This is a genomic window from Arthrobacter sp. GmRoot5-12, assembly GCF_059739365.1.
Map to the genome: position 1 here is coordinate 1396412 of NZ_AP046056.1, position 26396 is coordinate 1422807.

Below are 26396 nucleotides of genomic sequence, written 5' to 3' on the forward strand. Positions count from 1 at the left end.
GTATAGCTGCACAGGCATGCAGCTATACAGGGGTGTTCGGCGCGAGTCCCTCGTCGCCGGACACCGCCAGCGCCTTCCTTTCGCGCAGCCGGTCCAGCCGGTTCATGAGGGGCGAGGTGGTGGCGCCATGGATCACGATGGACAGCGCCACCACCAGCCCGATGAAGGACCAGAGCCAGTGTGCCTGGTCCGTGAAGTGGCCTTCGCCCAGCGCAAAGGCCAGGTAGTACACCGACCCGATGCCGCGGATGCCAAAGAAGGAGAGCGCCACGCGTTCCCGCGGCCCGGTCTTGCCGCCCAGCAGGCCCAGCCAGCCGGCAAGCGGCCGGACCACCAGCAGGAATGCCAGCGCCACCAGCATTTCCCCCAAGCCAATCCCTTCAAGCAGCCCACGGGCGATTGCACCGCCGAGCAGGACCAGGATCACCACCGTCAGGAGCCGTTCCAGCTGCTCCACGTAGGAGTGCAGCACCCGGTGGTAGCCGTGGGTGCGTTCAGCTGCGCGGATGGTCACGGCGCAGACGAAGACCGCGATGAATCCGTAGCCCGCCACCATTTGCGTCAGCCCATAGGCCAGGAACGTCGCCGCCAGGGCCACGAACCCCTCGGAGTGGTTGGACAGCCTGAAGCTCTCCGCATGGGCGGAGAAGAAGACCCTTGCCAGCAGCTTGCCGGTGAGGAAGCCCACCAGCAGCCCGATGGCCAGCCGCCACAGCACGTCCAGCCCGAACCATTCGCCAAACCAGGCAGTTGGGCTTGCCCCGGCGACGCTGATGGCAATGGCCAGGTACACGAACGGGAAAGCCAGCCCGTCGTTCAGCCCGGCTTCCGAGGTGAGTCCGAACCGGACCTCATCCTCCTTGTCGGTATGGCCATCCTGGTCCGCGGGCTCGCCCACCTGGACTTCGGACGCGAGGACCGGGTCCGTGGGGGCGAGGCTGGCGGCCACCAGCAGGGCCGCGCCCAGCCCCAGGCCCAGGAACCACATGCCCAGCAGCGTCAACCCCAGGATGCACAACGGCATGGCGATGCCCAGGAGCCGCCACGTGGTGGACCAGCGCTTGCGTCCCACCGGCCGGTCCAGGGCCAGTCCGGCGCCCATCAGCGAAATGATCACGCAGACCTCCGCAAGGTGCATGACAAAATCGCCGTGCTCCACCGGGTTGGGGTCCGGCAGCGATGGAATCAGCGCGAACGCCCCCATCCCGGCACCAAGGAAAACCATGGGCATGGACAGCGGCATGTCGCGCAGCAGCTTGGGCAGGACCGCGGCGATGAAGACGGCGATGCCTGCCGCGGCAAAGAGGATGTCTGGGGCTTCGAACATGGGGAAGGCTCTCCAGCCTGGAATGGTTGCGTGGATCCGGAAGCGGACACGCCACGCTTCGATGGGGCGGACTGCTCTCACCATAACCCCTGCACCCGGCATATCCCCGGCGCAGTAAGAAGTCCGGGTACCTGGAAGCCGGGTCCTGGAGTTAGGGGGTTCTTGGATCCCGGACAGGACGACGGCGGCGTTGCTGGTTTTCGTGCCCCGCATGCGGTGAGCTTGAGTCATGTCCCTCCAGCTCCCCGCCGTCGATGTCCCGCCCCAGCCCTGGACCGGGAGGTTCGACGGCGACGGTCCCGGCCACCGCCGATGGTGGCAGGCAGTTGACGCGCTGGACAGCACCACGGCGGGTGCGGGGGACCGGATGGGTGCGCCGGGTACGGGGGGTACGGCGACCGGCAGGCCCGTGGCCCTGCTGGGCTTCGCCAGCGACGAGGGCGTGCGCCGGAACAAGGGGCGCACCGGAGCGTCCGCCGCCCCCGCAGCCTTGCGGAAGGCGCTGGGCCCGCTCGCTTTCCACCTCGACCGGACGGTGGCTGACCTCGGCGACGTGGCGGTGCCGGGGGAAGACCTGGAAGCCGGGCAGGAACGGCTTGGCCGCGCAGTGGCGGCCCTGCTGGACGCCGGCCACCAGACCGTTGTCCTGGGCGGCGGCCACGAAACCGCCTACGCGAGCTACCTCGGCGTCAGCGCCTCGTCGGCGGTCCGCAACGGGCAGCGGCTTGGTGTCCTGAACCTTGACGCCCACTTCGACCTCCGCGACGAGCCGGTGCCCAGTTCCGGGACCCCGTTCCTGCAGATGGCCCATGCGGAAGCGGACGCCGGGCGGGAATTCCGCTACGCCGTCGTGGGCATCTCGGAGCCGAACAACACCCGGGTCCTGTTCGACACCGCCCGGACGCTGGGCGTTCGGTACCTGCTGGACGAGGACTGCGACGCAGAGAGGGTGCGGGACTTCGTGGACGCCTTCCTGGCGGACATCGACGTGCTGTACCTGACCATCGACCTGGATGTGCTGCCCGCGGCCGTGGCGCCCGGGGTGAGCGCGCCCGCGGCCTACGGCGTGCCGCTGCCTGTTATTTCCGCCGTGTGCCGGCAGGTGGCGCGGAGCGGGAAGCTCCTGCACCTGGACGTTGCGGAGCTGAACCCGGCCTTCGATATCGACGGCCGGACCGCCAAAACCGCAGCGCGGCTGGTGGACACGCTGCTGCGCTGAAAGACGCCGCAGCCCGGAATCAGGCTCCCTTCAGGACGTACCGGCGCTCCGGCCGTCCCACGCCGTACTTGAGCCGCACCTCCAGGGTGCCTTCGTCGTGCAGGTATTCCAGGTAGCGGCGGGCGCTGACGCGGGAAGTGCCCAGTTCCTGGGCCACTTCTGCGGCTGACACGTCACCGGCGGCAGCGTTCAATGCCGCCTCCACCAGCTTCAGGGTCTCGATGCTGCAGCCCTTGGGGAGCGGACGTTCGGCGCGGTCCAGGCCGAACACCCGGTTGACGTCCGACTGCTCGGCCACGTCCTTGGACGCGTCAAGGCCTTGGTAGGCATTGCGGTAGTGCTCCAGCCGCTCCTGCAGGTCCGTCTGCGAAAAAGGCTTGATCAGGTAATGGACAATGCCGCCCCGGAGCGCCTTCCGCACGGTCTCCACCTCCCGTGCGGCACTGATGACCAGCACGTCCAGCTCCGGTGCCACCGCTCGCAGGCGCTGCATCAGGTCAAGGCCGTTGATGTCCGGAAGGTGGATGTCCAGCAGCACCAGGTCCGGCTGGAGCCGTTCGGTTTCCGCCACGGCCTGGGCCCCGGTGTGTGCCGCACCCACCACGGCGAAGCCCGGCGTGCGCTGGATGAAGCCGGCATGCACCTTGGCCACCATGAAGTCGTCATCGACGATCAGGACCTTGATCATGGCTGGGTACTCCCTCGTTTCAGCACGGCGGTAAAGACAGCCCCATTATCGTTGGCCACCGCCAGGTTCCCGCCACTGCGGCGGCACACCACCCGGGACAGCGCCAGCCCGAAACCGCGGCTGCCGGCCGGGCCCGGTTCCTTGGTAGTGAAGCCCTGGCGGAAGATGTGGTCCGTGGAGCTGCCGGGAACGCCGGGACCATTGTCCCGCACCGTCACCACGACGTCTTTCCCTGCCTTGCCCTCCACCCGCACCGTGACGGCTCCCTGCGGAAGCCCGGTGACGGCGTCGAACGCGTTGTCCACCAGGTTCCCCACCACGGTGGTGAGGTCCCGGGACAACTCGTCATCAACGGGGTCCAGCACGGAGTCGGGGTGCAGCTGCAGGGCCACGCCCCGTTCGGTGGCGAGGCTGGACTTGGCGATCAGCAGGGCAGCGAGCGCGGGATCCTTGATCCGGCCGGTCACTTCGTCATTGAGCCGGGTCCGGTCCACGGTGGCACCGTTGACGAACTGGACCACGGAGTCGTACTCGCCGATCTGGATCAGGCCGGAAATGACGTGCAGCTGGTTGGCGAACTCGTGCGCCTGGGCCCGCAGGGTGTCCGTGGCAGTGCGGGTGGTGCCGAGTTCCTGCTCCAGTTCGGAGAGTTCCGTGCGGTCGCGAAGGGTTGTGACCGAGCCGATGACCCGGCCGCGGGACTGGATGGGCACCCGGTTCATCACCACCAGCCGGTCCCCCACCAGCACCAGCTGGTCAGGCCCGGGCTGGTCCCGGGTGAGGACTTCCTTGAGGGCGGGTTCGACGGCGAGGCCCGCCACGCGTTTGCCCACGCAGTCGGGCGGGAGTCCGAGCAGGGCGCGGGCGCTGTGGTTGGCCACCGTGATCCGATCGTGCAGGTCCAGCGCAACCACACCCTCCTTGAGGCCGTGCAGCATGGCTTCACGGTTCTCCACCAGGCTGGTGATTTCGCTGGGTTCCATGCCGAGAGTCTGCCGTTTGACCCGCCGCGAGAGCAGCAGGGAGCCGGCAATGCCCAGGACGCTGGCGACGCCCAGGTACGTGAGGAGGTTGGGGACGGCGTCGCCCAGCCGCTCGAGCACGGTGGGATAGTTGCGGCTGATGGAGGCGATCCCGATCATGCGGCCGGTATCGTCCAGGACCGGGACGTGGGCGGAGAGGAGCGGGGCCGGCGTGCCGCCCACCACTCCGGTCCAGGCCCTGCCTTCCATCACCCGGCTGGCGCCGAGCTCCAGCGGCTCGCCCAGCAGGCTGGGGTCCGAGGACGCCACCACGGTGCGGTCCAGTTTCGCGAGCGCGACCCGGGAGGAGCCCGAGACGATCCGGACGGATTCCGCCACCGACGGCAGGACGGCCCCGCCGCGCGGTTCGGCGTCCGGGAGGAGTTCGCGCACCACGGGGTTGCCGCCCAGGGCTTCCGCGGCCGACAGGGCACGCCTGCCTTCGATCCGTTCGAAGGCGGCCGCGGACTGGGCCAGGGAGATGGCCACCACGCCCACCAGGACGGCCAGGACAATGAGCAACTGCAGCAGAAGGTACTGCCCCGCGAGGGACATTCCTCGTCGTCGAGTCACAATGGTCTTCCTGGAGTTGCTGGTTGGGCCGGGAGTTGTCCGGCGGGTTTGGCTGGCCCCTTATGCGCGCAGCAGCGCGGGCCCAGGGCCGGGGTTGGTACCGGGAACTATATCCCAAAGCCCGCGGCCGGGCCGTTGTGGGGGTTTGGAAACGTGAACGCAATGAACACAACTTTCTCTGCGTACACAAGAGTGATCGGCGTCACGGCCGCCCCTAGCATCGGAACCACAAGGCATCGGAACCGCAAGGCAGCCGATGCCGGTCAGATTTGTTCGAGAGAAGAGGAACACATGCGCCAGATCCGCGCATTGCGAATTGCCGCCGTTGCCGCCGGCATCGCCCTGATGGCCACCGGTTGCGGTGCCACCAGCAAGAGCTCCACCGGTTCGGAAAGCTCCGGCGCCGCCGCCGGACCCATCACCGGCCTGCAGATCATGGTCCCCAACACCCCCGGCGGCGGTTACGACACCACCGCCCGCGCCGCCGCGAAGGTTCTCGACGACGAGAAGATCTCCACCAACACCGAGGTCTTCAACCTCGCAGGGGCCGGCGGCACGGTGGGCCTGGCCCGCGTGGTCAACGAGAAGGGCAACGGCGATCTTGCCATGCTCATGGGCCTGGGCGTTGTCGGCGCCAGCTACACCAACAAGTCCGAGTCCAAGCTGACCGACACCACCCCGCTGGCCCGGCTGATCGAAGAGCCCGGCGCCATCATGGTCAGCAAGGACTCCCCGTACAAGACCATCGATGACCTGGTGAAGGCCTGGAAAGCCGATCCCGGTTCCATCGCCGTGGGCGGCGGCTCCTCCCCCGGCGGCCCGGACCACCTGCTGCCCATGCAGCTGGCCGGGGCCGTGGGCATCGACGCCACCAAGGTCAACTACGTTGCCTACGACGGCGGCGGCGACCTCCTGCCCGCAATCCTGGGCAACAAGCTGGGCTTCGCCGCTTCCGGCGCCGGCGAGTACCTGAAGCAGATCGAATCCGGCGAGGTCCGGGTCCTGGCCACCAGCGGCGAGAAGCGCCTGGACGGCGTGGACGCACCCACGCTCAAGGAATCCAACATCGACCTGGTGTTCACCAACTGGCGCGGCGTCGTGGCCCCTCCGGGAATCAGCGACAAGGACAAGGCATCCCTGATCGCAGCCCTGGAAAAGATGCACGGCACGGCCGGCTGGAAGGAAGCGCTGAAGACCCACAGCTGGACCGATGCCTTCATCACCGGTGACCAGTTCAAGACCTTCCTCACCGAGCAGGACAAGCGGGTGGCGGACGTCCTCACCAAGCTTGGGTTGGCGTGACCTCCCTGACCACAGGCCTCAAAGGCCGCTCCGAGCTGGGAGTTGCACTCCTGCTCGGGGCGGCCGGCGTCCTGGTCTTCCTGGATGCCAACGGCCTGGTAACCCCGTATTCGAAGTCCGACCCGGTGGGTCCCAAAACCGTTCCGTTCATCGTGGCCGGAATGCTGGTGGTCTGCGCCGTGCTGCTGGCCGTCAACGTCCTGCGCGGCGGCAAGGGCGAGGCTGAGGGCGGCGAGGACGTCGACCTCACGCACCCCGCCGACTGGAAGACCGTCCTGCCGCTGGCCGGCGCCTTCATCCTGAACATCCTGCTGATCGACTGGGCCGGCTGGGTGATCTCCGGAACCGTCCTGTTCTGGGGCAGCGTCCTGGCCCTCGGCAGCCGCCGCTACGTCCGGGACGGCGCGATCTCCGTGGCCCTGTCCCTGTTGACCTTCTACGGCTTCTACCTCGGCCTGGGCATCGCGCTGCCGGCCGGCCTCCTGGAAGGAATCCTCTAAATGGACGTCTGGTCCTCCCTGATGGACGGCTTCGCCACCGCCCTGACCCCCATGAATTTCCTGTACGCCGTCATCGGCGTCGTCCTGGGCACCGCCGTCGGTGTCCTCCCCGGCCTGGGCCCGGCCATGACCGTTGCCCTGCTGCTCCCCGTCACCTATGCCCTGGAACCCACCAGCGCCTTCATCATGTTCGCCGGCATCTACTACGGCGGCATGTACGGCGGTTCCACCACCTCGATCCTCCTCAACACTCCCGGCGAATCGTCCTCCGTGGTCACCGCCATCGAGGGCAACAAGATGGCCAAGGCGGGCAGGGCGGCGCAGGCGCTTGCGACGGCGGCCATCGGCTCGTTCGTCGCCGGCACCATCGGCACGGCGCTGCTGGCCGTCTGCGCGCCGATCGTGGTGAAGTTCGCAGTGAGCCTTGGTGCACCCAGCTACTTCGCCATCATGGTCTTGGCGCTGTTGGCGGTCACGGCCGTACTCGGTTCGTCGCGCTTGCGCGGCTTTGCTTCCCTGGGCCTGGGCCTGGCCATTGGTCTTGTGGGCATGGACTCCGTGACCGGCCAGCGCCGCCTCACCTTCGGCCAGCCGCTCCTGGCGGACGGCCTGGACATCGTGGTGGTGGCCGTGGCCATCTTCGCCGTGGGAGAGGCCCTCTGGGTGGCCGCGCACCTGCGCCGTACCCCCCTGCATGCCATTCCCGTGGGCCAGCCCTGGATGGGCAAGTCCGACTGGAAGCGCTCCTGGAAGCCCTGGCTGCGGGGGACCGCCTTTGGCTTCCCGTTCGGCGCACTGCCGGCAGGCGGCGCCGAGATCCCAACCTTCCTCTCCTATGTCACGGAAAAGCGCCTCAGCAAACACCCCGAAGAGTTCGGCAAGGGTGCCATCGAGGGCGTTGCCGGTCCGGAAGCAGCCAACAACGCGGCGGCCGCCGGCACCCTGACCCCCATGCTGGCACTGGGCCTGCCCACCAACGCCACCGCCGCCGTCATGCTCGCCGCCTTCACCAGCTACGGCATCCAGCCGGGCCCGCAGCTTTTCGAAAGCCAAGGGCCCCTTGTGTGGGCGCTGATCGCCAGCCTCTTCATTGGCAACCTGCTGCTCCTGCTGATTAACCTCCCGCTGGCACCGATGTGGGCGAAACTCCTGCAGCTGCCCCGCCCCTACCTGTATGCCGGCATCCTGTTCTTCGCCACGCTGGGCGCCTACTCGGTGAACCTGCAGGCGTTCGACCTGGTGATCCTGCTGGTCCTGGGCGCACTGGGCTTCATGATGCGGCGCTTCGGGCTTCCCGTCCTGCCGCTGATCCTCGGCGTGATCCTGGGTCCGCGGATCGAAGGGCAGCTCCGCAAGACCCTGCAGCTGAGCGCGGGTGACCCGGCAGGGCTCTTCAGCGAGCCGATCGCCGTCGGGATCTATGTCATCATTGGCCTCATCCTGCTCTGGCCCTTTGCCTACAAGCTGTACCGGCGCAGCCGTCCGGACCGCAGGCCGCTGGTTCCCGCCAATTCGGGCGCAGCTGACTACAGCGACTGAGCAGGCCCGCCCCGTCGCCAGATCCCACTACCCGCATCGAGCAGAAAAGGAGACTCCATGACCGTCGTTGTGGGATACGTCCCCACCCCCGAGGGCGAAGCCGCCCTCACCCAGGCCATCACCGAGGCCAGGAAGAGCAACAGCACCCTGGTGCTGATCAACTCCTCAAAGGGCGAAGCACCGGTGGACAACCGCTTTGCGCAGGACGGCGACATCCAGGACATCGAGAAGCGGCTGGCCGGCCAGGGCATCGAGTACCTGATCAAGCGGCCCGTCCGCGGCCATGATGCCGCGGCCGAGGTGCTGGACGCCGCGGAGGAGCACAACGCCGAACTGATCGTGATCGGCCTGCGCCGCCGCACCCCGGTGGGCAAGCTGATCATGGGCAGCACATCCCAGCGCATCCTGCTGGAGGCGGACTGCCCGGTCCTGGCGGTAAAAGCGGGCCAGTAACCCTAGGCTCTGACGGCCGCCCGTGCCCGGAACAACTCCTGGCGCTGGCGGCCCAGGCCGTCCACCTCTACCTCCACCACGTCGCCCGGCTGGAGGTAGGGGAAACGGCCGCTGAGGGCCACACCCTGCGGCGTCCCGGTCAGGATCACGTCACCCGGTTCAAGCCGCATGTACTGGCTGCAGTGGTGGACCAGTGAGGGCGCATCAAAGATGAGCTCCGATGACGACGAATCCTGGCGCGGCTCACCATTCACCCAGCTGCGCAGCCGCAGGTTGCCGCCGTCGATCTCCCCCGCCGGAACCAGCCAGGGGCCCAGGGGCGTGGACCCGGGAAGGGATTTCCCCTTGGTCCATTGCCCCGCCGCTCCCGGCAACTGGTATTCCCGCTCGGAGAAGTCGTTGGCGGTCACATAGCCGGCAATGCACTTGGACGCCTCGTCGACGGACCCGAGGTAGCTGGCTTCGCTGCCGATCACGATGCCCAGTTCCACTTCCCAGTCATATTGGGTGGAGTGCGGCGGAAGCGGGGCGGGGTCGCAGGGTCCGGTGACGGTGTTGCTGGGCTTGAGGAAGACGACGGGAACCGTTGGCGGTTCGGCACCCGATTCGGCGGCATGGGCGGCGTAGTTCATCCCGATGCCCACCACCGAACCGGGCCGGGCCACGGGGGAACCAACCCGAAGCGCAGCGGCGCCCGCCAAAACCGGCAGTTCCCCGGCCTCCAGTGCATCCCGCACCCTGTCCAGTCCGCCCCCGGCAAGGAACTCCCCGTCCACGTCGGCGGTGAGGGGCAACAGGCTGAAATACCGGTCGATGCCGTCCGCCGGGGAAACCAGGACCGCAGGCTGCTCGCTGCCGCTTTCGCCCAGGCGCATGATCTTCATACCGAATTCTCCTCAAGCCGTATCGATCGGGTGCTTCCAGGGCCCCTGGGCCCCGAGATCCATGGTCGTTGATTCGCTGCGATCCCGCGAACGGACGCCATTGTGACTGCACATCCAGCGCCCGAAAGGACAGTCATCTGACATCTAACCGGAGCAGTCGGTAGAATGGTTGAGCCATCTTGGCACGAAACACAGAAAGTGCAGTACATGACTACAGCCACATTGGAGCGGATCCCCACCGCCGCCAAGCCCACCGAAGGACCTGCTTTGCGGTCCATCAGCCTGGAGTTCTCCAGCGCCAGCGAGGTCCACGCAGGACTGGAAGAGGCGGTGGCCGAACTGATTGGGGTGGCAGCGAAGGATGCCGAGTGCGGCATCCGCGTCACCAGGCTGCACCCGGGAAGCTACACGGTAGCCCTGGACGCATCAGTACCTTTCGGCGAAACGTACGAGTCCTTCGCGGTCTGACCACGCCTACAAAAAATCCCCGCACGCCATACGGCAGTGCGGGGATTTTTTGTTGCTGCTTGCGGGACTGCTAGCCGCGGCGGACCTCCACGCCGTCGGACTTCAGGAAAAGCTGCTTCTCCGCGGGGCCTGACGGACCGGCCGGAACCAGCCAAAGGACGTTGCCGCTTTGGGACACCTCTTCCACCTCCCCGGCTGCCACCACATGCGCATGCTTGATGATCTCGACGCGGTCCCCGGCCTTGAGGGCCTTCCAGTTGGATACCGCGGCGGAATGGGCATTGCGCCTGGACAGGACTGCCCCACGTGCTTTCATTTGAACTTCTACCCCTTTGTATCGTTCTGCTGCCACAGCTTCTTTGATGTGACTTTCACTACATCTTCAGTTCTACTACACTCCCGGCGCCACGGTGGGCCGTGGCGCCGGAAATTCCACCTTTCGGACGGACGGTCAGTAGGCGCTGAAGATTCTTCGGTATCAGGCGAGCGGCCCGACGGCGGATTCGGCTGCCCGGAGCACGTCACCTGAGGCGACCAGGCGGTCAGCCGCTTCCAGTTCCGGCGACAGGAACCGGTCCGTCCCCGGCCCCTCCACCACCCCGCGGAGCGCGGCCACGACAGCGGTACCCGCGGGCCCCGGCGTCAGGACCCCGCCCGAGAGCTGCGAGCGGATGTCCAGCGCCCGCGCCGAGGTCACCAGTTCGATGGCCAGGACGCGGCGGAGGTTTTCCACCGCCTTGCGCAGCTTGCGTGCCGCATGCCAGCCCATGGAGACATGGTCCTCCTGCATGGCGGAGCTCGGAATCGAGTCCACGGAGGCCGGAACGGCAAGCCGCTTGTTGTCCGAAACCAGGCCGGCCTGGGTGTACTGGGCGATCATCAGCCCGGAGTCCACGCCGGGGTCAGCGGCGAGGAAGGCGGGCAGGCCATGCGACCGGGCAGGATCCAGCATGCGGTCGGTCCGGCGTTCAGCGATGGAGCTGAGGTCGGCGACGGCGATGGCCAGGTAGTCCAGGACGTATGCCACAGGCGCGCCGTGGAAGTTGCCGTTGGAGCTCACACGCCCGTCGGGAAGGACCACGGGGTTGTCGATGGCTGCCGCCAGCTCCCGGGTGGCCACCAATTCGGCGTGGTCAACGGTGTCCCGGACGGCACCGGCAACCTGGGGGGCGCAGCGCAGCGAGTAGGCGTCCTGCACCCGGGAGTCCCCCACCCGGTGCGACGCCACGATGGGAGAGTCCGACAGCACGCGGAGCATGTTGTCCGCGCTTGCCGCCTGGCCCGGGTGGGGCCGCAGCGCGGCGTGCAGTTCGGGCAGGAATACCTGGTCGGTGCCCAGCAGCGCCTCGACGCTGAGGGCGGCGGTGATGTCCGCCGTCGACAGCAATTGGCGAAGATCGGCGATGGCCATCAGGAGCATGCCCAGCATGCCCTCGGTGCCGTTGACCAGGGCCAGGCCCTCCTTTTCGGCGAGGGTGACGGGCTCGATGCCGTGTTCTGCCAGCAGCTCAGCGACAGGCCGCTCTCCCCGCCCGCCGTAAGTCACGCCGTCGGGCCCTTCCGCTTCCCCTTCGCCCATCAGGACCAGGGCGCAGTGGGACAGTGGCGCCAGGTCACCGGAGCAGCCCAGCGAGCCGAACTCGCGGACCACGGGGGTGATGCCGGCGTTGAGGACGTCCACCATGGTCTGCAGGACCACGGGGCGGACGCCGGTGCGGCCGGAGGCGAGGGTCTTGGCGCGCAGGAACATGATGCCGCGGACCACTTCCCGCTCCACGGCCGGCCCCATGCCCGCAGCGTGGCTCCGGATGAGGGACTTCTGCAGCTGGGTGCGCAGTTCATTCGGGATGTGGCGGTTGGCCAGGGCACCGAACCCGGTGGAGATGCCGTAGGCGGGGACGTCGCTGGCGGCGAGGTCATCGATGTGGGCGCGCACCTTGGCGACGGTTTCCAGGGCGTCCGGCGCGATGGTCACCTTCGCGCCGTGGCGTGCGACGGCGAGCAGATCCCCGGGCGTGACGCCGACGGACCCGAGGGTGACGGTCAGCGGTTCGTGTGTCGTAACAGTCATTTTCTACTTGCCTTCATTCATGGGGATGCGGACGCCGCGTTCCCTGGCGACGTCGAGGGCGCGTTCGTAGCCGGCGTCGGCGTGGCGGATGACGCCCATGCCGGGGTCGTTGGTGAGGAGGCGCTCGAGTTTCTGCGCGGCGAGGTCGGTGCCGTCGGCGACGGAAACCTGCCCGGCGTGGATGGAGCGGCCGATGCCCACACCGCCGCCGTGGTGCAGGGACACCCAGGTGGCGCCGGAGGCAGTGTTGAGCAGGGCGTTCAGCATTGGCCAGTCGGCGATGGCATCGGAGCCGTCCGCCATGGCCTCGGTCTCGCGGTACGGGGAGGCGACGGAGCCCGAATCCAGGTGGTCTCGCCCGATCACGATGGGAGCTTTGACCTTGCCGTCCTTGACGAGCTGGTTGAAGAGCAGCCCGGCCTTGGCTCGTTCGCCGTAGCCGAGCCAGCAGATGCGCGCCGGCAGGCCCTCAAACTCAACCCGTTCCTGGGCGGCGTCGATCCAGCGGTGCAGGTGCTTGTTCTCCGGGAAGAGCTCCTTGATGGCCTCGTCAGTCACGCGGATGTCCTCGGGGTCACCGGAGAGGACCACCCAGCGGAACGGGCCCAGACCCTCGCAGAACAGGGGACGGATGTAGGCAGGGACGAAGCCAGGGAACTCGAAAGCCCGGGCGTAACCACCCTTGCGGGCCTCATCGCGGATGGAGTTGCCGTAGTCGAACACCTCGGCGCCGGCGTCCTGGAATTCCACCATGGCCTGGACGTGCTTGGCCATCGAGGCCTGGGCCTTCTTGGTGAAGCCTTCGGGGTCGGCCGCGGCCTCGCGGTGCCATTCCTCCACCGTGATGCCCTCGGGCAGGTAACTCAGCGGATCGTGCGCGGAGGTCTGGTCCGTGACGATGTCCACGGTGAGCTCGCCGGCGTTGTGGCGGCGCAGGATCTCCGGGAAGACCTCGGCCGCGTTGCCCACGTAGCCCACGGACCAGCCGCGGCGCTCTTCCTTGGCCTTGAGGACCTTGGCGATGGCGGCGTCGAGGTCGGTTTCCACCTCGTCCAGGTAGCGTTTGCCGGCCCGCCTGCGCAGGCGGGTCTCATCGACGTCGACAATCAGGCAGGCGCCCTCGTTCAGGGTGACGGCGAGGGGCTGGGCGCCGCCCATGCCGCCGCAGCCGCCGGTCAGGGTCAGCGTGCCGGCGAGGGTGCCGTTCTCGTCCCCGGTGAGTTTGCGGGCGATCGCGGCGAAGGTCTCGAAGGTGCCCTGCAGGATGCCCTGGGTGCCGATGTAGATCCAGGAGCCGGCGGTCATCTGGCCGTACATCATGAGGCCCTCGGCCTCGAGCCGGCGGAATTCGGGCCAGGTTGCCCAGTCGCCGACGAGGTTGGAGTTGGCCAGCAGCACGCGCGGGGCCCACTCGTTGGTACGGAAGACGCCCACCGGCTTGCCGGACTGGACCAGCAGGGTCTCGTCCTTTTCCATGGTCTCCAGGGTGCGGGTGATGGCATCGAACGCTGCCCAGGAGCGGACGGCGCGGCCAGTGCCGCCGTAGACCACCAGGTCGTCCGGGCGCTCGGCGACCTCGGGATCCAGGTTGTTCATCAGCATGCGCAGCGGCGCTTCGGTCTGCCAGGACTTGGCGGTGAGCTCGGTGCCGCGGGCTGCTTTGACCGGGCGGGCCCCGGTGGTGAAATCGGCGGGTGCCATGATGGGCTCCTTTTCTTGGTGTCTGAGGTTTCGAAGAAGTTCTGTATCAACTAAAGCCCTTTGAGGACGGGCTTCACAGCGGTTTTAGCGGGGTGCTGTCCGGTATTTCAGACCAGCGCCGTCAGTTGTTTGGCTGCGCTCATTTGACCGGGCGGCCGTGGATGCGGACCGAGAGTTCGTCGGCTACTTTCTGCACCCGGGCCGCCAGTACCGGCCACTCGTCAGCAGGCAGTTTGTCCTCCAGGAAGGTGACCGCGACGGCCGCGGTAGGCCACCCCAAATGGTCGGTGACCGCGGCGGCAATGGAGCCGAAGCCAGGGGTCACCTCGCCGTGTTCGGTGGCGTAGCCCCGCTGGCGGACCTGGTCCAGGTGCGAGGACAGGGCGGAGTACTTCATGATGGCCCCCTCCACCTCGTGCCGCGCAGTGAAGGCAGCAGCGTTGGGGTACAGGGCGCGCACCTGGGATTTGGGCAGGGCGGCAAGGATGGCCCGGCCGCTGGCAGTGAGGTGGCTGGGAAGCCTGACACCGACGTCGGTGACCAGGGACGGGCGGTTCTTGGCCCGCTCCTCCACGATGTACAGGACGTCGCGGCCGTGCAGGACGGCGAGGTGGGCGCTCTCGCCAAGCGCGTCCACCAGCGAGGCAAGCAGTGGGCGGCCCAACCGGGACAGCGGCTCCTGGCGCGAGTACGCGGAGCTGAGCTCGAAAGCGCTGATGCCCAGCCCGTAGCGCTGTTCCTCGTGCAAATGGAGGACGAAGCCATTGGCCTCCATCACCCCCAGCAGGTGGTAGACGCTGGAGCGGGGCAGGTCCAGGCTGGACGCGATCTGCGACGCCGCCATGGGGCCACGCCGCGAAGCCAACAGCTTGAGGATGCGCAGGGTGTTTTCTGCGGCAGGAACTTTTGACGTTGCCTTGACGGATGCCCGGGGCGCCTGGTTCCCGGCGCCCCCTGTTTCGGCGCTTAGTGCAGTGCTCATCGGCTGGAAGGGTCTTTCTGGCTAGCTCTGTCCGGTATCCCGTACTTAAGCTTGCGCCCCTTGAGATGTCGTTTGAACCCCGTTCGGAGTCACCGTGTCTGAAATACCGGACATTCGCTCCGTCGTACGCCTTATCGACACGCATATCCCTTTTCGCGCCCTAAATATCCGGCGCGAAAAGTAAGATGCGCAGCGCCAAATGATATCCGCAGCGAAAGGGCGCTGCGAACAGTCTGAAATGAAAGACAGCAACCCGCCGTGAGCCTGATCACGGTGCCTGCGAAAATGGTCTGCTGGTTAGCGGCTCCCCTCCCAATGACGAGAAGGTATTTGCATGCAACCAGCTCCAACCCCAACCCGGACCAAAACCGCGGCGGAAACGCACAAGCCAACTGCCGGCGTGGGGCATGTCCTCAACCGCGGGCTGAACGTCCGGCACATCCGCTTCATGGCGCTGGGCTCGGCGATCGGCACCGGCCTCTTCTATGGCTCAGCCTCCGCCATCCAGAAAGCCGGGCCGGCAGTTCTGCTGGCCTACATCATCGGCGGCGCAGCCGTGTTCATGGTGATGCGCGCCTTGGGCGAAATGGCCGTGCGGCACCCGGTATCGGGTTCCTTCAGCCAGTACGCGAGCCGGTACCTCGGCCCCCTCGCCGGCTTCGTGACCGGCTGGACGTACGTTTTCGAGATGGCCATCGTGGCGATCGCCGACGTCACGGCCTTCAGCATCTATATGGGCTTCTGGTTCCCGCAGGTGGACCGCTGGATCTGGATCCTGGCCGTCATCTGCTTCCTCGCCGCGCTGAACCTGCTCAGCGTTAAGGTCTTCGGCGAACTTGAGTTCTGGTTCTCGCTGATCAAGGTGGCGGCCATCATCGCCATGATCGCGGGCGGTGCTGCACTGATCGTGTTCGGCTTCCAGGGCGACGGCACTGCCGTGGCTCCGGGACTGGGCAACCTCGTTGACCATGGCGGATTGTTCCCCAACGGCTTCGAAGGCCTCCTGGCATCGTTCGCCGTGGTGATGTTCGCGTTCGGCGGCATCGAGACCCTGGGCATCACGGCCGGCGAGGCGGCTGACCCCAAAAAGGTTATCCCAAAGGCCGTGAACACTGTGCCCGTGCGCGTGCTGCTGTTCTACGTCCTCACGCTCGGAGTCCTGATGAGCCTCTTCCCGTGGGACCAGGTGGGCACCAGTGGCAGCCCGTTCGTGCAGATCTTCAGCGGCCTGGGCATCCCGGCGGCACCGCACATCCTGAACGCCGTGGTGATCACGGCCGCGCTTTCAGCCATCAACAGCGATATCTTCGGCGCCGGACGCATCCTTTTCGGGCTTTCCAGCCAGGGCCATGCACCGGCCGCCTTCGGCAAGGTCTCCCGGCACGGCGTCCCGTGGATGACCGTGGTCATGATGGCGGGAATCCTCCTGGTGGGAGTGGTCCTCAATGCCGTTATTCCTGAGGATGTGTTCCTGGTGATTGCCTCGATTGCCACCTTCGCCACCGTTTGGGTCTGGGTGATGATCCTCGCGTCCCATGTTGCAATGAAGCGGGAAATCGCCCGCGGGGGCCTGCCGGCGTCGGAATTCCCGTCGCCGTGGTGGCCCGCCGCCTCCGTCCTGACCATCGCTTTCATGGTGCTGGTGATCGCCATCCTGGGCGCGTTCGAGGACACCCGGATCGCCCTGTACGTGGGCGCGGCATGGCTGGGACTGCTGGTGATGGCCTACTGCCTGTGGATCAAGGGTGACGGCCGACGCCGGGCCCACCTTGAGGACGAGACCTCGCCGCTGCCGGTGGTCGGGGCAGGCACGGGCAGCTAAGCCGGAATCAGCCGGCTGCGGACGCCCGTACCGGAGCTACAATCAGCCATGGTTCCAATGTCCAACCTGGTGGCATTCGCCCTGGCGTCCGTAATCCTGATCGCCGTCCCGGGCCCCAGCGTGCTGTTCGTCATTGGACGTTCCCTCGCGCTGGGGTGGCGCGGCGGCGTCCTTACCGTCCTGGGAAATGCCACGGGCCAGGTGGTCCAGGTCATCGCCGTGGCCCTTGGCGTGGGTGTGGTGGTGGCCGAGTCCGTGCTTCTTTTCAGCATCGTGAAGCTGGCAGGTGCCGCTTACCTGGTTTTCCTGGGGATCCGGACCATTGTCCGCCGGGGGCACGGTTCCCGGCGGCTTGCGCCGCCGCCGGCCTCCACTCCGTGGACGTTGGTGCGCCAGGGGGCGGTGGTGGGCGCCACGAACCCGAAGTCGGTGGTGTTCTTCGTGGCGATCCTGCCGCAGTTCGTGGACTACCCTGCCGGCAACATTCCGTTCCAGCTTGCACTGCTGGGTGCTGTCTTCCTGCTGATCGCGTTGGTCTCGGACAGCGTGTGGGCGATCGCGGCGGGGTGGGCGCGGCTGTGGTTCGTCCGCTCACCGCGGCGCGTCCCCGCGGTGGAGGCGGTCGGCGGGGCAATGATGATCGGCCTCGGCGGAACGCTGGCCCTAACCGGATCCAAAACCTAGGACTGCACCTGCCCTGGCAGGAGTACTGAAGCAAGAAGTGCCCGGTCCCCGAACGGACCGGGCACCTCTTGTTGTGCCCCGTTAGGCCGGCGCCTGTCAGGCCACTGCCCTGTCAGTCCAATGCCTCGTTTGGCCGGCGCTCCCTAGCCCGCAGCAGCGGCGGCCCGTACCGCCTGGCCGAGGGACGTCGTCGGGCGCCCGATCAGCCTGCGCAGGTCGCCGGTGCTGACCAGGAGATCGCCGCGCGCAATGCCCAGGTCCGAATCAGCCAGGATCCCGGCAAAAGCCTCGGGAACACCCACACCGGTGAGCAGGCCAACGTAATCCTCGGTGGGCAGGTTGTTGTAGCGGACGGGTTTTCCGGTGGCTGCAGTGATCTCGGACGCCAGGTCCGCCATGCTGAAGGCCTCGTCGCCGCCCAGCTCGTAGACCTTGCCGGCCTGGCCATCGGCCACCAGGACCGCTGCTGCGGCGTGGGCGTAGTCGGCCCGTGCGGCCCCGCTGACCTTGCCCTCTCCGGCACTGCCCGCGAGCGCTCCCTGGGCCAGGGTGCCCGGCAGCTGTTCCGTGTAGTTCTCCAGGTACCAGCCGTTGCGCAGCAGGACGAAGGGGACGCCGGATTCGCGCAGCAGCGCCTCCGTGGCCTTGTGCTCATCCGCCAGCAGCATGCCCGTGGTGTCCGCATTGGCGATGCTGGTGTAGGCCAGCAGCTCCACGCCTTCGGCCTTTGCGGCGTTGATCACGGTGCGGTGCTGTTCCACCCGCCGACCCACTTCGCTGCCGGAAATCAGCAGCACCCGCCGGGCGCCCTTGAGTGCTTCGGCCACGGAATCAGGGTCGGCATAGTCCATGTGCTGCACGCGTACCCCGCGCGCGGAAAAGTCTGCGAGCTTCTCCACCGACCGGCCCGCGGCCACGATATCCGCGGCGGGTACGCCCCGCTCCAGGAGGGCTTCAAGAACGTGGCGGCCCAACTGTCCGGTGGCGCCTGTAACAACAATGCTCACGGTGGTTCCTTTCGGGAGTTTTTCTCTGTCAGAGGGCACAACCATGGCCAGTAGGCAGAACTTCCCAACAGAGAGTACGCACTTTGAAGTAAGGTACTAACCCAAAAGTTAGGTACCCGGCTTTGGGTAAGCTGGAGGCATGGAAACAGCACCTCACGCGTCGCCCCTCCCGCAGGCCTTTGCCGACGGCGTGTTCCCCGCCGGGTGCCCCAGCCGGACCCTGCTGGACCACATCACCAGCAAATGGGGAGTCCTGATCCTGCTTTCCCTGTCCGAGGGTGAGCAGCGCTGGAGTGACTTGCGGCGGCGGGCCGAGGGAATCAGCGAGAAGATGCTGGCCCAGACATTGAAGACCCTGGAGCGTGATGGCCTGGTCAGCAGGAACGCCCAGCCGGTCATTCCGCCCCGCGTGGATTACAGCCTCACGGAGCGGGGCTACGAATTGAGCGCTCTCCTGGTGCCTTTGGTTGCGTGGGCATTCGACAACGCCGAGGACATCATCAACGGAGCCGGCCTGGGCAGGTAATGCCCCCCTCAGAACTTGAGTACCTGTTACTGATGTTGCTGATGTGATTAGCGCCTAGCGTGGGCGTACGGTGGCGGCCGGAATGGGAGGACCATCCTCCGCTGGGAGCGTTCGGCCAACCAGCACCGTTAGCGGGCGGCAGACTGCCGCCTGGAGGAGTTGGTCACATGGCCAGGGACGACTACGCACAGGATTTTTCCCGCCTGGGCCAGCCCGTCAGCGTGGGTGAAGCGCTGGGACAGGTCCTGGGACTGATGTTGGAGGCCTTCAGTCCGCGGTCCCCTTACCGGGTGGGTGACACCGTCATAGGCGACGACCCCTTCAGCGGCAGGCGCGAAGGGGTCGTCGTGTGGCGGGACCGGCGTTCGGTGGGGGTGAAGACGACCTACGGCGTCTTCTTCTTCGACCACCGGCTGGTCAAACCCCTGGAATAGGAGGCGCGGGGCCCGACGGGTGCTACCGCGCGGACCAGCCCCCATCCATGGTGTAGCTGGCGCCGGTGACCATTCCGGCGTCCGCGGAAGCCAGCCAGGCCACCAGGGACGCCACTTCTTCCGGCTCCACCAGGCGCTTGATGGCCGCCTCGGTGAGCATCACCTTGGCCAGGACCTCGGATTCGGGGATGCCGTGAACCTTGGCCTGGTCGGCGATCTGCGACTCCACCAGGGGCGTGCGCACGTAGCCGGGGTTGATGCAGTTGGACGTGACCCCGTGAGCCCCGCCTTCCAGCGCCGTCACCTTGCTCAGACCTTCCAGGCCATGCTTGGCGGAAACGTAGGCGCTCTTGAACGGGGAGGCCCGGATCCCGTGCACCGACGAGAGGTTGATGATGCGGCCGAAGTTGTTCGCGTACATGTGTGGCAGCGCCGCCCGGATCAGCAGGAAGGGCGCCTCCAGCATGAGGGTGATGAGCCGGCGGAAATCTGCCGGCTCAAAGTCCTCGATGGGGCTGATGCGCTGGATACCGGCATTGTTCACCAGGATGTCGCAGTCCAGGCTGAGGGTGGCCAGGGCGTCAACGTCCAGCAGGTCCACGCCCCACGCGGTGCCGCCCACCTCATCGGCGAGCGTCGCCGCCGCGGCGGCGTCGACGTCGGCCACCACCACTTTCGCTCCCCGCGCGGCAAGTGCGCGCACGCACGCCGCCCCGATTCCGCTGGCACCGCCGGTGACCAGCGCCTTGCGTCCATTCAACGTGTCCTCCATTGCAGTTCTCCTTTTGTACGCCTACGCGGTCCAGCGGGTTCCATCGGTCCAATGGTGGCCAGGTCAGCCGTGCGTGGGGCTGAGCAGTCCCTCGCGGGCGGCGTCTTCCTTGTCCACGTCTTCCAGGGCAATGCCCTTGGTTTCCTTCAGGCTCAGGACGGCCACGGTTGTGATGGCGCAGGCCACCACCAGGTAGATGGCGGTGGGCACCCATGAGCCGGTGTCCTTGAGCCACTGGGTGGCCAGCAGCGGCGCCAGGGAGCCGGCGAAGATGGACGTGACCTGGGAACCCAGGGAGGCTCCGGAGTACCGCATGCGGGTGGGGAACATCTCGGCCATGATGGCCGGCTGGCCGGCGTACATGAGGCCGTGCAGGCACAGTCCGATGGTCACCGCCAGGACAATCACCACGGCGTTCCGGGTGTCGAACATGGGGAAGGCGAAGAACGGCCAGGTGGCACCCAGGATGGCTCCGGCGAGGTAGACCGGCTTGCGGCCGATCCGGTCCGCCAGGCGGCCGTACTGCGGGATGATGGCGAAGTGGATGACGTGCGCGATCAGCAGTGCCAGCAGCAGTGATGACGTGTCGTACTTGTGCACGCTCTTGAGGTAGACAATCGCGAAGCTGACCACCAGGTAGTACATGATGTTCTCCGCGAACCGGAGGCCCATGGCCTGGAAGATGCCCTTGGGGTACTTGCGGACCACCTCGAACACGCCGTAGCTGACGGCCTGTTCCTTTTCCACCAGTTCCTTGGCTTCGAGGAAGATGGGGGATTCACTGACGTGGGTACGGATGTAGTAGCCCACGAAGACGATCACGGCCGAGAGCCAGAAGGCCACGCGCCAGCCCCAGCCAAGGAAGGCCTCGCTGCTGAGGGTGGTGGACATGATGTACAGCACCAGGGTGGCCAGCAGGTTGCCCACCGGGACGGCGGCCTGGGGCCAGCTGGACCAGAAGGCGCGGGTCTTGTTGGGGCTGTGTTCTGCCACGAGGAGGACTGCTCCGCCCCATTCGCCGCCCAGCGCGAAGCCCTGGATGAACCGCAGGGCCACCAGCAGTGCGGGGGCCAGGTACCCGATGTCGGCGAAGCCGGGGAGGCAGCCCATCAGGAACGTGGAGACGCCGATGATCACGATGGTGAGCTGCAGCGTGGGCTTGCGGCCCAGCTTGTCACCGATCTGGCCGAACACGATGCCGCCCAGCGGGCGTGCAATGAAGCCCACGGCGTAGGTGAGGAAGGCCTGGATGATCCCGTCGAGCTCGTTTCCGGTGGCGGGGAAGAAGTACTTGCCGAAGACCAGGGTGGCGGCGGTGGCGTAGAGGAAGAACTCGTACCACTCCACCACCGTCCCCACCATGGAGGCCGCGACGATCTTCTTCAGTCCTGATCCTTTGGGTGCATGCCCGGCCTCGTTGGCGGGGCGCTGCTCTACGCTCATGGTTTCTCCTAGTGTCCACATTGACACGCGCTGTGATCTCCAGCACAAGTGACTCAGATGAGTATTGCTGCACAAACCAGGCACTTCAATGCCCAAAGCGGCACGAAACGTGTGCACAATTGCAGATATGAATGCGAACCCCGATGACCTGCTGGTCCTCCTGGCAGTGTCCCGCTCGGCCAGGTTCACGACGGCGGCCCAGGCCCTGGGCTTGAACCACACCACGGTGTCCCGCAGGATCGCCGCCCTTGAGAAAGCGCTCGGCGGCCGGGTATTGTCCCGGGCAGCAGGCGGCTGGGAACTGACGGAGCTCGGCGAACGGGCCGTGCGGGCAGCGGAACAGGTGGAAGCGGTGCTGGGCACGCTGGGACCGGCAGGCCAGGCACCCGACCCGATTACCGGCGTCGTACGCATGACCGCCACCGATGGCTTCAGCGCCTACATTGCAGCCCCAGCGGTGGCGCGCCTGCGCCGGGACCATCCGGGCCTCAGCGTGGAAGTGGTGACCATGACCCGCCGTGCCCTGCAGCAGCGGTCCGGCCTGGACATCGAGGTGGTGGTGGGCGAGCCGCAGGTGCACCGGGCGGAGGCCATCCGGCTGGGTGAATACCGGCTGGGAATGTACGCGTCCCGCGCCTACCTGGCGGAGCACGGGACACCGGCCACCGTGGCTGAACTCAACGGGCACCCGCTGGTGTATTTCGTGGATTCAATGCTGCAGGTGGATGACCTTGACGCGCCGCGGCGGCTGGTTCCGGCCATGCGCGACGGCCTCACCTCCACCAACGTGTTCGTGCACGTGGAGGCAACCCGGGCCGGGGCGGGGGTCGGGTTCCTGCCGTGCTTCATGGCGGACCTGCACGATGACCTGGTCCGGCTGCTGCCCGACGAGATCGGCGAACTGCTCCCCTACTGGCTGGTCCTGCGCCCGGATTCGCTGCGCCGGCCCGCGGTTGCCGCGGTGGTGCAGGCCCTCCGGGAACGGATGGCGGATTACCGCGAAGCGCTCCTGGGCCGGGCTTAGGCTTCCGGGGGCGCCGGCGGGTCGTGGCGGACTGCCGCTCCGGCGGCGAACGCCCGGACCTGGGCGTCGTCCCAGAGGTGGGCCGGGACGGCTCCGCCCAGGAGCCTGCGCCGCAGCTGTGGGTCGTCCACGATGGGCGAGTCGCTGCCGACCATCACCATGTTTCCGTAGCGACGGCCCTTCAGCATGGCGGGGTCGGCAATGATCACCGTGTGCCGGAAGGCTGCCGCAATGGTGGCCGCGTCCTCCCGCGCATTCCGGAGGTCGGGGGCATCGCCGGAGTTGGCCACGTACAGGCCGCCCGGGGCCAGGACCCGTTTGACGTGCGCATTGAATTCGGCGGTGGTCAGCGGGCGCGGGGTGTGGGCGCCGGCGAAGACGTCGCGGATGATGAAGTCCCGGGTGCCGGCCGTCAGGGTCTCCGTCACGGCGCGGGCCTCCCCTACCCGGATCCGGAGCAAAGGCGCCTTGGGAAGGTCGAACCAGTTGCGGACATGCTCCGCGAGCTTGCCGTCCAGTTCCACCACCACCTGGCGGGCGTCCGGGTAGGCTGCGGCGAAGTAGCGGGCCATGGAGCAGGCGCCGCCGCCCAGGTGCAGCCCGCGCAGCTTTGCCGACGATGCGTCCGACGGCGGCCAGCGGGATTCAATGAGCGCCGCCATCCACCGCATGTACTCGAAGTCCAAAAACAGGGGATCGGCGAGGTCGATGTGCGAGCTCATGACCCCGTTGATCTTCAGGAGCCAGCCCGTGGAGTTGTCCTGGTCCGCCACCAGCTCGCAGTCACCGGTATCGATGTAGTAGACACCCTCCACCGGACCACTCTGGCGGGAGCCCGCAGGCACCTCCACCACGCCTGCAACCGCACGGATGCTGTTCCGGCCCCCTGACCTTCCGCGTTTTGCCATTACCCGTGCCACGCTTCAGTCATGCTTCAACCTTAGTTGGTAGGCACTGCGCCTTCACCGTCGCGGATCCGTTTCACCACGGCGGTGGTGGACCGTTCAGCCACGTAATCAAGGATGGCGATCCGGCCGCCGTACTCTTCCACCGCAGGGGTCTCCTCCAGCATTTCCGGCGTGTAGTCCCCGCCCTTGGCATAGACTTCGGGCCGGAGCCGGCGGATCAGCGGGGTGGCCGTGGGGGTATCGAACACTGTCGCATAGTCCACGCAGCTCAGGGCCGCCACCACGGCTGCACGGTCCGCCATGGTGTTGATGGGCCTGCCGGGGCCCTTGAGCCGGCGCACCGAATCATCACTGTTCAGTGCCACCACCAGGATGTCGCCCAGCTGTTTCGCCTGGTTGAGGTACCTGGTGTGGCCGCTGTGCAGCACATCGAAGCAGCCGTTGGTCAGCACGATCCGCTGGCCCTGGGCGCGGTGTATTTCCATCTGCCGTTCCAGTTCGTCCGCACTCAGGGCGGTATCGGCGAAGGCCTCCAGGTACCGGCTGAGCTGGGCGGTGCTGCACACAGACGTGCCGGGCTGGTGGACCACCACGTCGGCGGCCGACTGGGCCAGGTCCAGGCTGGCGGTCAGCGGCAGCCCGGCGGCACGGGAGAGCGTCAGGGCCGCCACGAAGGTGTCCCCTGCCCCGGATGCCTGCTTCTCCGCGGCGGGCCGGGCCCACGTCCGGTGCCGCACGCCGTCGGGCATCAACAGCACGGTTCCGTCCCGGTCCAGGGTGACCACCACGGCCCGGGCGCCGGTTGCCTGAAGCAGGGCCGCGGACTCCGCGGACACCGCCTCCACCCGCGCCTGCCCTTCCGGCAGTTTCCGGTCCAGAAGCCGGGCGGTTTCCTGCGCGTTCGGGGTCACCAGGTGGGGCTGCAGGGCAGCCCAGGGGCGCGGATCATGGGCGTCGACCACCACAAGCGGACGGTTTTCGCCGGCGATGTCAGGTCCCAGGACGCGCGCCAGTTCCGTGCTGACAGGGTCCGCCACCACGCCGGTCCCGTAGTCGCACACCAGCACGGCGTCCTGGCGTTCGACGGCGGCACGCACCGAGGCGGCGAGCGCGGCCAGGGCGTCGGCCGGGACAGCGCCGGCCGAGTCGTCGAGGCGCAGCATCACCTGGCCGCCGCTGCTGATCCGGATCTTGGTGGTGGTGACCATGTCCGGGTGGGTGTGCAGGTGCCGGACGTCGATGCCGGCGGCGGCAAGCTGCGCACGGAGGTCTTCGCCGGCGTCGTCCGAGCCGATGATTCCGGCTACCGAGACCTTTGCTCCCAGGGCGGCCAGGTTCATGGCGGTGTTGGCCGCGCCGCCCGGGACCGATTCGCGGGACTGGATGTCCACCACGGGGGCGGGCGCTTCCCGGCAGAGCCGTTCGATGCTGCCGCTCCACCAGCCGTCGAGCATCACGTCGCCGATGACCAGGATGGAGGGTTGTTCCGCGGCGAGCCGGCCGGGGAGCCAGTCGGACAGTGCCCGCTGGGTGGACAGGTCGATGGATTCCGGGGACGCGTTCACGGCAGGTCCCGGTCGTCAGTGTTGATGATGGTATCCGGGCCGTCGCCGGAACCGGCCGCCGGCGGGGCCGCGATGTGCACCACCTTGACCTGGCTGAATTCGTCCAGGAGCTCTGGCCCGTAGCCGAACCCGGCCCCGCTCTCGCCGCGCGGCTGGGCTGCTCCGCCGGGGGCGCCGCCGAACACCTCGTTGACCTTCACCGTTCCCACGGGCAGCGCAGCCACCGCCTGCTGGATGTGCGCGAGGTTGCTGCTTAGGACGGTGGCCGCCAATCCATACCTGCCGCTGCACGCCAGGCGCAGGCCGTCGTCGAACGTGTCCACCACCTGCACCGGAGCCACGGGGCCGAACGTTTCCTCCGCCATCACCTGCATGCTTTCGGTACAGCCGAGCAGGACGGTGGCCGGGTAGAAGGAACCCGGGCCGGCCGGGAGGGCACCGCCCTCCACCGCGCGGGCGCCCTGGGCCAGGGCCTCGGCGACGTGGGCGTGGACGGCGTCGCGCATCCGCAGGTCCACCAGCGGCCCCACGCTGCCGCTGCTGTTCCGGAGCGCTGCCTCGGCCTCCAGGGCTTTGCAGAACTCGGCGGCAATGTCCCTATGGACGTAGATCCGTTCCACGGAGGTGCAGATCTGGCCGCTGTTGCTGAAGGCTCCGATGGCTGCCTGCTGGGCAGCCCACCCGGGATCCACGTCGCGGTCCACCAGCAGGGGGTCGTTGCCACCGTTTTCCCTGATGACGTGGGCGCCGGTAAGGGCTCCGGCCTGGGCAATGCGGGCGCCTGAGGCGCTGGACCCCACGTGGGCTATGACGTCCACGGCCTGCGACAGCGCCGCTCCCACCCCTGCGCCACCGGAGAGGGTCTGGAATACCCCGGCAGGGAAGGCCGGCGCCAGCACTTCGCCCAGCGCCTCCCCAAGCCGCGGGCACCGCTCGCTGGGTTTGTGGATGACCGTGTTGCCCGTGGCCAGCGCGGCGCCGATCAGCCCGCAGGCAACGGCAACCGGATCGTTCCAGGGGGTCAGCAGGACGGCCACGCCGCGCGGTTCGGCCAGCGTGTAGTCGGAGGCGAGCCGGTTGCCGCGGAGGCTGTGGCCACGGTGGACCGGGCCAAGTTCCGCGTACTGCTCCAGGGTGGAAACCCCGGCGGCGATGCCGGCCAGGGCCTCATCCTCCGGCCGGCCGGTTTCGCTGGCGTTCAGCCCCGCGAGCTCCCGCGCGGCTGCATCAAGGGCTTTGGCGGCTGCCCGCAGCGCGGCGCCCCGTTCGGCCGGTGCGGTTGCGGCCCACGCTGCTGCACCGCTGCGGGCCACACCCACGGCGTGGTTGATGGCCTCGGGCGCCGCTTCGGGCACCGTCCAAAGCACTTCACCGGTTCGCGGGTCCTGGATGGTGATGCCGGAGCCCTGGACTGTCTCATGGCCTGCGGATGTTTCGGTGGCTGTGGTGGGCATGGTGTTCCTCCCGCCTTTCCGTGCTGGA

25 protein-coding genes are annotated in these 26396 nt (G+C 67.5%); 11 read left to right on the plus strand and 14 right to left on the minus strand.

What is annotated here, in order from left to right; all coding sequences use genetic code 11:
- Positions 1 to 22: 22 nt before the first annotated feature.
- The gene (locus AC6JAM_RS06280) at positions 23 to 1327 is read right to left on the minus strand and encodes a cation:proton antiporter (RefSeq protein WP_497934288.1); all 1305 of its coding nucleotides are present in this window, start codon (positions 1325 to 1327) and stop codon (positions 23 to 25) included.
- 229 nt (positions 1328 to 1556) lie between these two features.
- Here AC6JAM_RS06280 and hutG point away from each other — a divergent pair, with 229 nt between their 5' ends.
- Positions 1557 to 2546, plus strand: coding sequence for a formimidoylglutamase (hutG, locus tag AC6JAM_RS06285; RefSeq protein ID WP_497934289.1), 990 nt, complete (start codon positions 1557 to 1559; stop codon positions 2544 to 2546).
- A 19-nt stretch (positions 2547 to 2565) separates the two neighbouring features.
- On the opposite strand, the gene AC6JAM_RS06290 is transcribed toward hutG, so the two are convergent.
- A complete protein-coding gene (locus AC6JAM_RS06290; RefSeq protein ID WP_018771722.1) occupies positions 2566 to 3234 on the minus strand; it encodes a response regulator in 669 nt (222 codons plus the stop codon).
- On the minus strand, positions 3231 to 4811 hold the full coding sequence (locus AC6JAM_RS06295; protein ID WP_018771723.1) for a sensor histidine kinase: 1581 nt from the start codon (positions 4809 to 4811) through the stop codon (positions 3231 to 3233). The genes AC6JAM_RS06290 and AC6JAM_RS06295 overlap by 4 nt, the downstream gene beginning before the upstream one ends.
- A 309-nt stretch (positions 4812 to 5120) precedes the next feature.
- Here AC6JAM_RS06295 and AC6JAM_RS06300 point away from each other — a divergent pair, with 309 nt between their 5' ends.
- The 4 genes from AC6JAM_RS06300 to AC6JAM_RS06315 are packed head-to-tail and all read left to right on the plus strand — an operon-like array spanning position 5121 to position 8623.
- Positions 5121 to 6131, plus strand: coding sequence for a Bug family tripartite tricarboxylate transporter substrate binding protein (locus tag AC6JAM_RS06300; protein WP_018771724.1), 1011 nt, complete (start codon positions 5121 to 5123; stop codon positions 6129 to 6131).
- Positions 6128 to 6631, plus strand: coding sequence for a tripartite tricarboxylate transporter TctB family protein (locus AC6JAM_RS06305; protein WP_018771725.1), 504 nt, complete (start codon positions 6128 to 6130; stop codon positions 6629 to 6631). Before AC6JAM_RS06300 ends, AC6JAM_RS06305 begins: the two co-directional genes overlap by 4 nt.
- Positions 6632 to 8170, plus strand: a complete 1539-nt coding sequence (locus AC6JAM_RS06310) for a tripartite tricarboxylate transporter permease (protein WP_018771726.1) — start codon at positions 6632 to 6634, stop codon at positions 8168 to 8170. It begins immediately after the preceding gene.
- A gap of 57 nt (positions 8171 to 8227) precedes the next feature.
- The gene (locus AC6JAM_RS06315) at positions 8228 to 8623 is read left to right on the plus strand and encodes a universal stress protein (protein WP_018771727.1); all 396 of its coding nucleotides are present in this window, start codon (positions 8228 to 8230) and stop codon (positions 8621 to 8623) included.
- Between the two features lie 2 nt (positions 8624 to 8625).
- On the opposite strand, the gene AC6JAM_RS06320 is transcribed toward AC6JAM_RS06315, so the two are convergent.
- The gene (locus AC6JAM_RS06320; RefSeq protein WP_056392281.1) at positions 8626 to 9507 is read right to left on the minus strand and encodes a fumarylacetoacetate hydrolase family protein; all 882 of its coding nucleotides are present in this window, start codon (positions 9505 to 9507) and stop codon (positions 8626 to 8628) included.
- Between the two features lie 207 nt (positions 9508 to 9714).
- Here AC6JAM_RS06320 and AC6JAM_RS06325 point away from each other — a divergent pair, with 207 nt between their 5' ends.
- On the plus strand, positions 9715 to 9975 hold the full coding sequence (locus AC6JAM_RS06325; protein ID WP_144601200.1) for a hypothetical protein: 261 nt from the start codon (positions 9715 to 9717) through the stop codon (positions 9973 to 9975).
- A 70-nt stretch (positions 9976 to 10045) separates the two neighbouring features.
- Here AC6JAM_RS06325 and AC6JAM_RS06330 read toward each other — a convergent pair whose 3' ends face one another.
- The 4 genes from AC6JAM_RS06330 to AC6JAM_RS06345 all read right to left on the minus strand — a co-directional run bounded on the left by AC6JAM_RS06330 (position 10046) and on the right by AC6JAM_RS06345 (position 14729).
- Complete coding sequence (locus tag AC6JAM_RS06330) at positions 10046 to 10291, minus strand: hypothetical protein (RefSeq protein ID WP_018771730.1); 246 nt, start codon at positions 10289 to 10291, stop codon at positions 10046 to 10048.
- Between the two features lie 162 nt (positions 10292 to 10453).
- Positions 10454 to 12046 (minus strand): histidine ammonia-lyase, encoded by a 1593-nt coding sequence (hutH, locus tag AC6JAM_RS06335; protein WP_056392285.1) that lies wholly within the window; start codon positions 12044 to 12046, stop codon positions 10454 to 10456.
- 3 nt (positions 12047 to 12049) lie between these two features.
- Positions 12050 to 13747 (minus strand): urocanate hydratase, encoded by a 1698-nt coding sequence (gene hutU, locus AC6JAM_RS06340; protein WP_497934291.1) that lies wholly within the window; start codon positions 13745 to 13747, stop codon positions 12050 to 12052.
- 139 nt (positions 13748 to 13886) lie between these two features.
- A complete protein-coding gene (locus tag AC6JAM_RS06345; protein WP_497934292.1) occupies positions 13887 to 14729 on the minus strand; it encodes an IclR family transcriptional regulator in 843 nt (280 codons plus the stop codon).
- Positions 14730 to 15063: 334 nt separating this feature from the next.
- On the opposite strand from AC6JAM_RS06345, the gene AC6JAM_RS06350 reads away from it, so the two are divergent.
- Positions 15064 to 16551 (plus strand): amino acid permease, encoded by a 1488-nt coding sequence (locus AC6JAM_RS06350; protein WP_497934293.1) that lies wholly within the window; start codon positions 15064 to 15066, stop codon positions 16549 to 16551.
- Between the two features lie 48 nt (positions 16552 to 16599).
- A complete protein-coding gene (locus AC6JAM_RS06355; protein WP_497934294.1) occupies positions 16600 to 17235 on the plus strand; it encodes a LysE family translocator in 636 nt (211 codons plus the stop codon).
- 143 nt (positions 17236 to 17378) lie between these two features.
- On the opposite strand, the gene AC6JAM_RS06360 is transcribed toward AC6JAM_RS06355, so the two are convergent.
- Positions 17379 to 18242, minus strand: a complete 864-nt coding sequence (locus tag AC6JAM_RS06360; RefSeq protein ID WP_488315147.1) for an SDR family oxidoreductase — start codon at positions 18240 to 18242, stop codon at positions 17379 to 17381.
- A 139-nt stretch (positions 18243 to 18381) separates the two neighbouring features.
- Here AC6JAM_RS06360 and AC6JAM_RS06365 point away from each other — a divergent pair, with 139 nt between their 5' ends.
- Positions 18382 to 18768: a winged helix-turn-helix transcriptional regulator gene (locus tag AC6JAM_RS06365; protein ID WP_018772206.1), complete on the plus strand. Its 387-nt coding sequence runs from the start codon at positions 18382 to 18384 to the stop codon at positions 18766 to 18768.
- Between the two features lie 167 nt (positions 18769 to 18935).
- Entirely contained in the window at positions 18936 to 19202 is a 267-nt protein-coding gene (locus AC6JAM_RS06370; protein ID WP_018772205.1) for a hypothetical protein, read from the plus strand.
- A gap of 22 nt (positions 19203 to 19224) precedes the next feature.
- Here AC6JAM_RS06370 and AC6JAM_RS06375 read toward each other — a convergent pair whose 3' ends face one another.
- Both AC6JAM_RS06375 and AC6JAM_RS06380 read right to left on the minus strand, forming a co-directional pair.
- Entirely contained in the window at positions 19225 to 19974 is a 750-nt protein-coding gene (locus AC6JAM_RS06375) for a 3-hydroxybutyrate dehydrogenase (RefSeq protein WP_018772204.1), read from the minus strand.
- A 63-nt stretch (positions 19975 to 20037) separates the two neighbouring features.
- Entirely contained in the window at positions 20038 to 21417 is a 1380-nt protein-coding gene (locus tag AC6JAM_RS06380; protein WP_018772203.1) for an MFS transporter, read from the minus strand.
- A 127-nt stretch (positions 21418 to 21544) separates the two neighbouring features.
- On the opposite strand from AC6JAM_RS06380, the gene AC6JAM_RS06385 reads away from it, so the two are divergent.
- Positions 21545 to 22441 carry a LysR family transcriptional regulator gene (locus AC6JAM_RS06385; RefSeq protein WP_018772202.1) on the plus strand — a complete coding sequence of 299 codons (897 nt, stop codon included), beginning with the start codon at positions 21545 to 21547 and terminating at the stop codon, positions 22439 to 22441.
- Here the strand turns inward: AC6JAM_RS06385 and AC6JAM_RS06390 are convergent.
- Genes AC6JAM_RS06390 through AC6JAM_RS06400 form a run of 3 tightly spaced genes read right to left on the minus strand, consistent with a single transcriptional unit; the run spans position 22438 to position 26368 of the window.
- A complete protein-coding gene (locus AC6JAM_RS06390) occupies positions 22438 to 23349 on the minus strand; it encodes a spermidine synthase (RefSeq protein ID WP_497934295.1) in 912 nt (303 codons plus the stop codon). The two genes, AC6JAM_RS06385 and AC6JAM_RS06390, sit on opposite strands and share 4 nt — an antisense overlap.
- Before the next feature lie 32 nt (positions 23350 to 23381).
- Positions 23382 to 24914, minus strand: coding sequence for a D-glycero-beta-D-manno-heptose 1-phosphate adenylyltransferase (rfaE2, locus tag AC6JAM_RS06395; protein ID WP_497934296.1), 1533 nt, complete (start codon positions 24912 to 24914; stop codon positions 23382 to 23384).
- Positions 24911 to 26368, minus strand: a complete 1458-nt coding sequence (locus AC6JAM_RS06400) for an aldehyde dehydrogenase family protein (RefSeq protein WP_497934297.1) — start codon at positions 26366 to 26368, stop codon at positions 24911 to 24913. Before AC6JAM_RS06400 ends, rfaE2 begins: the two co-directional genes overlap by 4 nt.
- Positions 26369 to 26396: the final 28 nt, after the last annotated feature.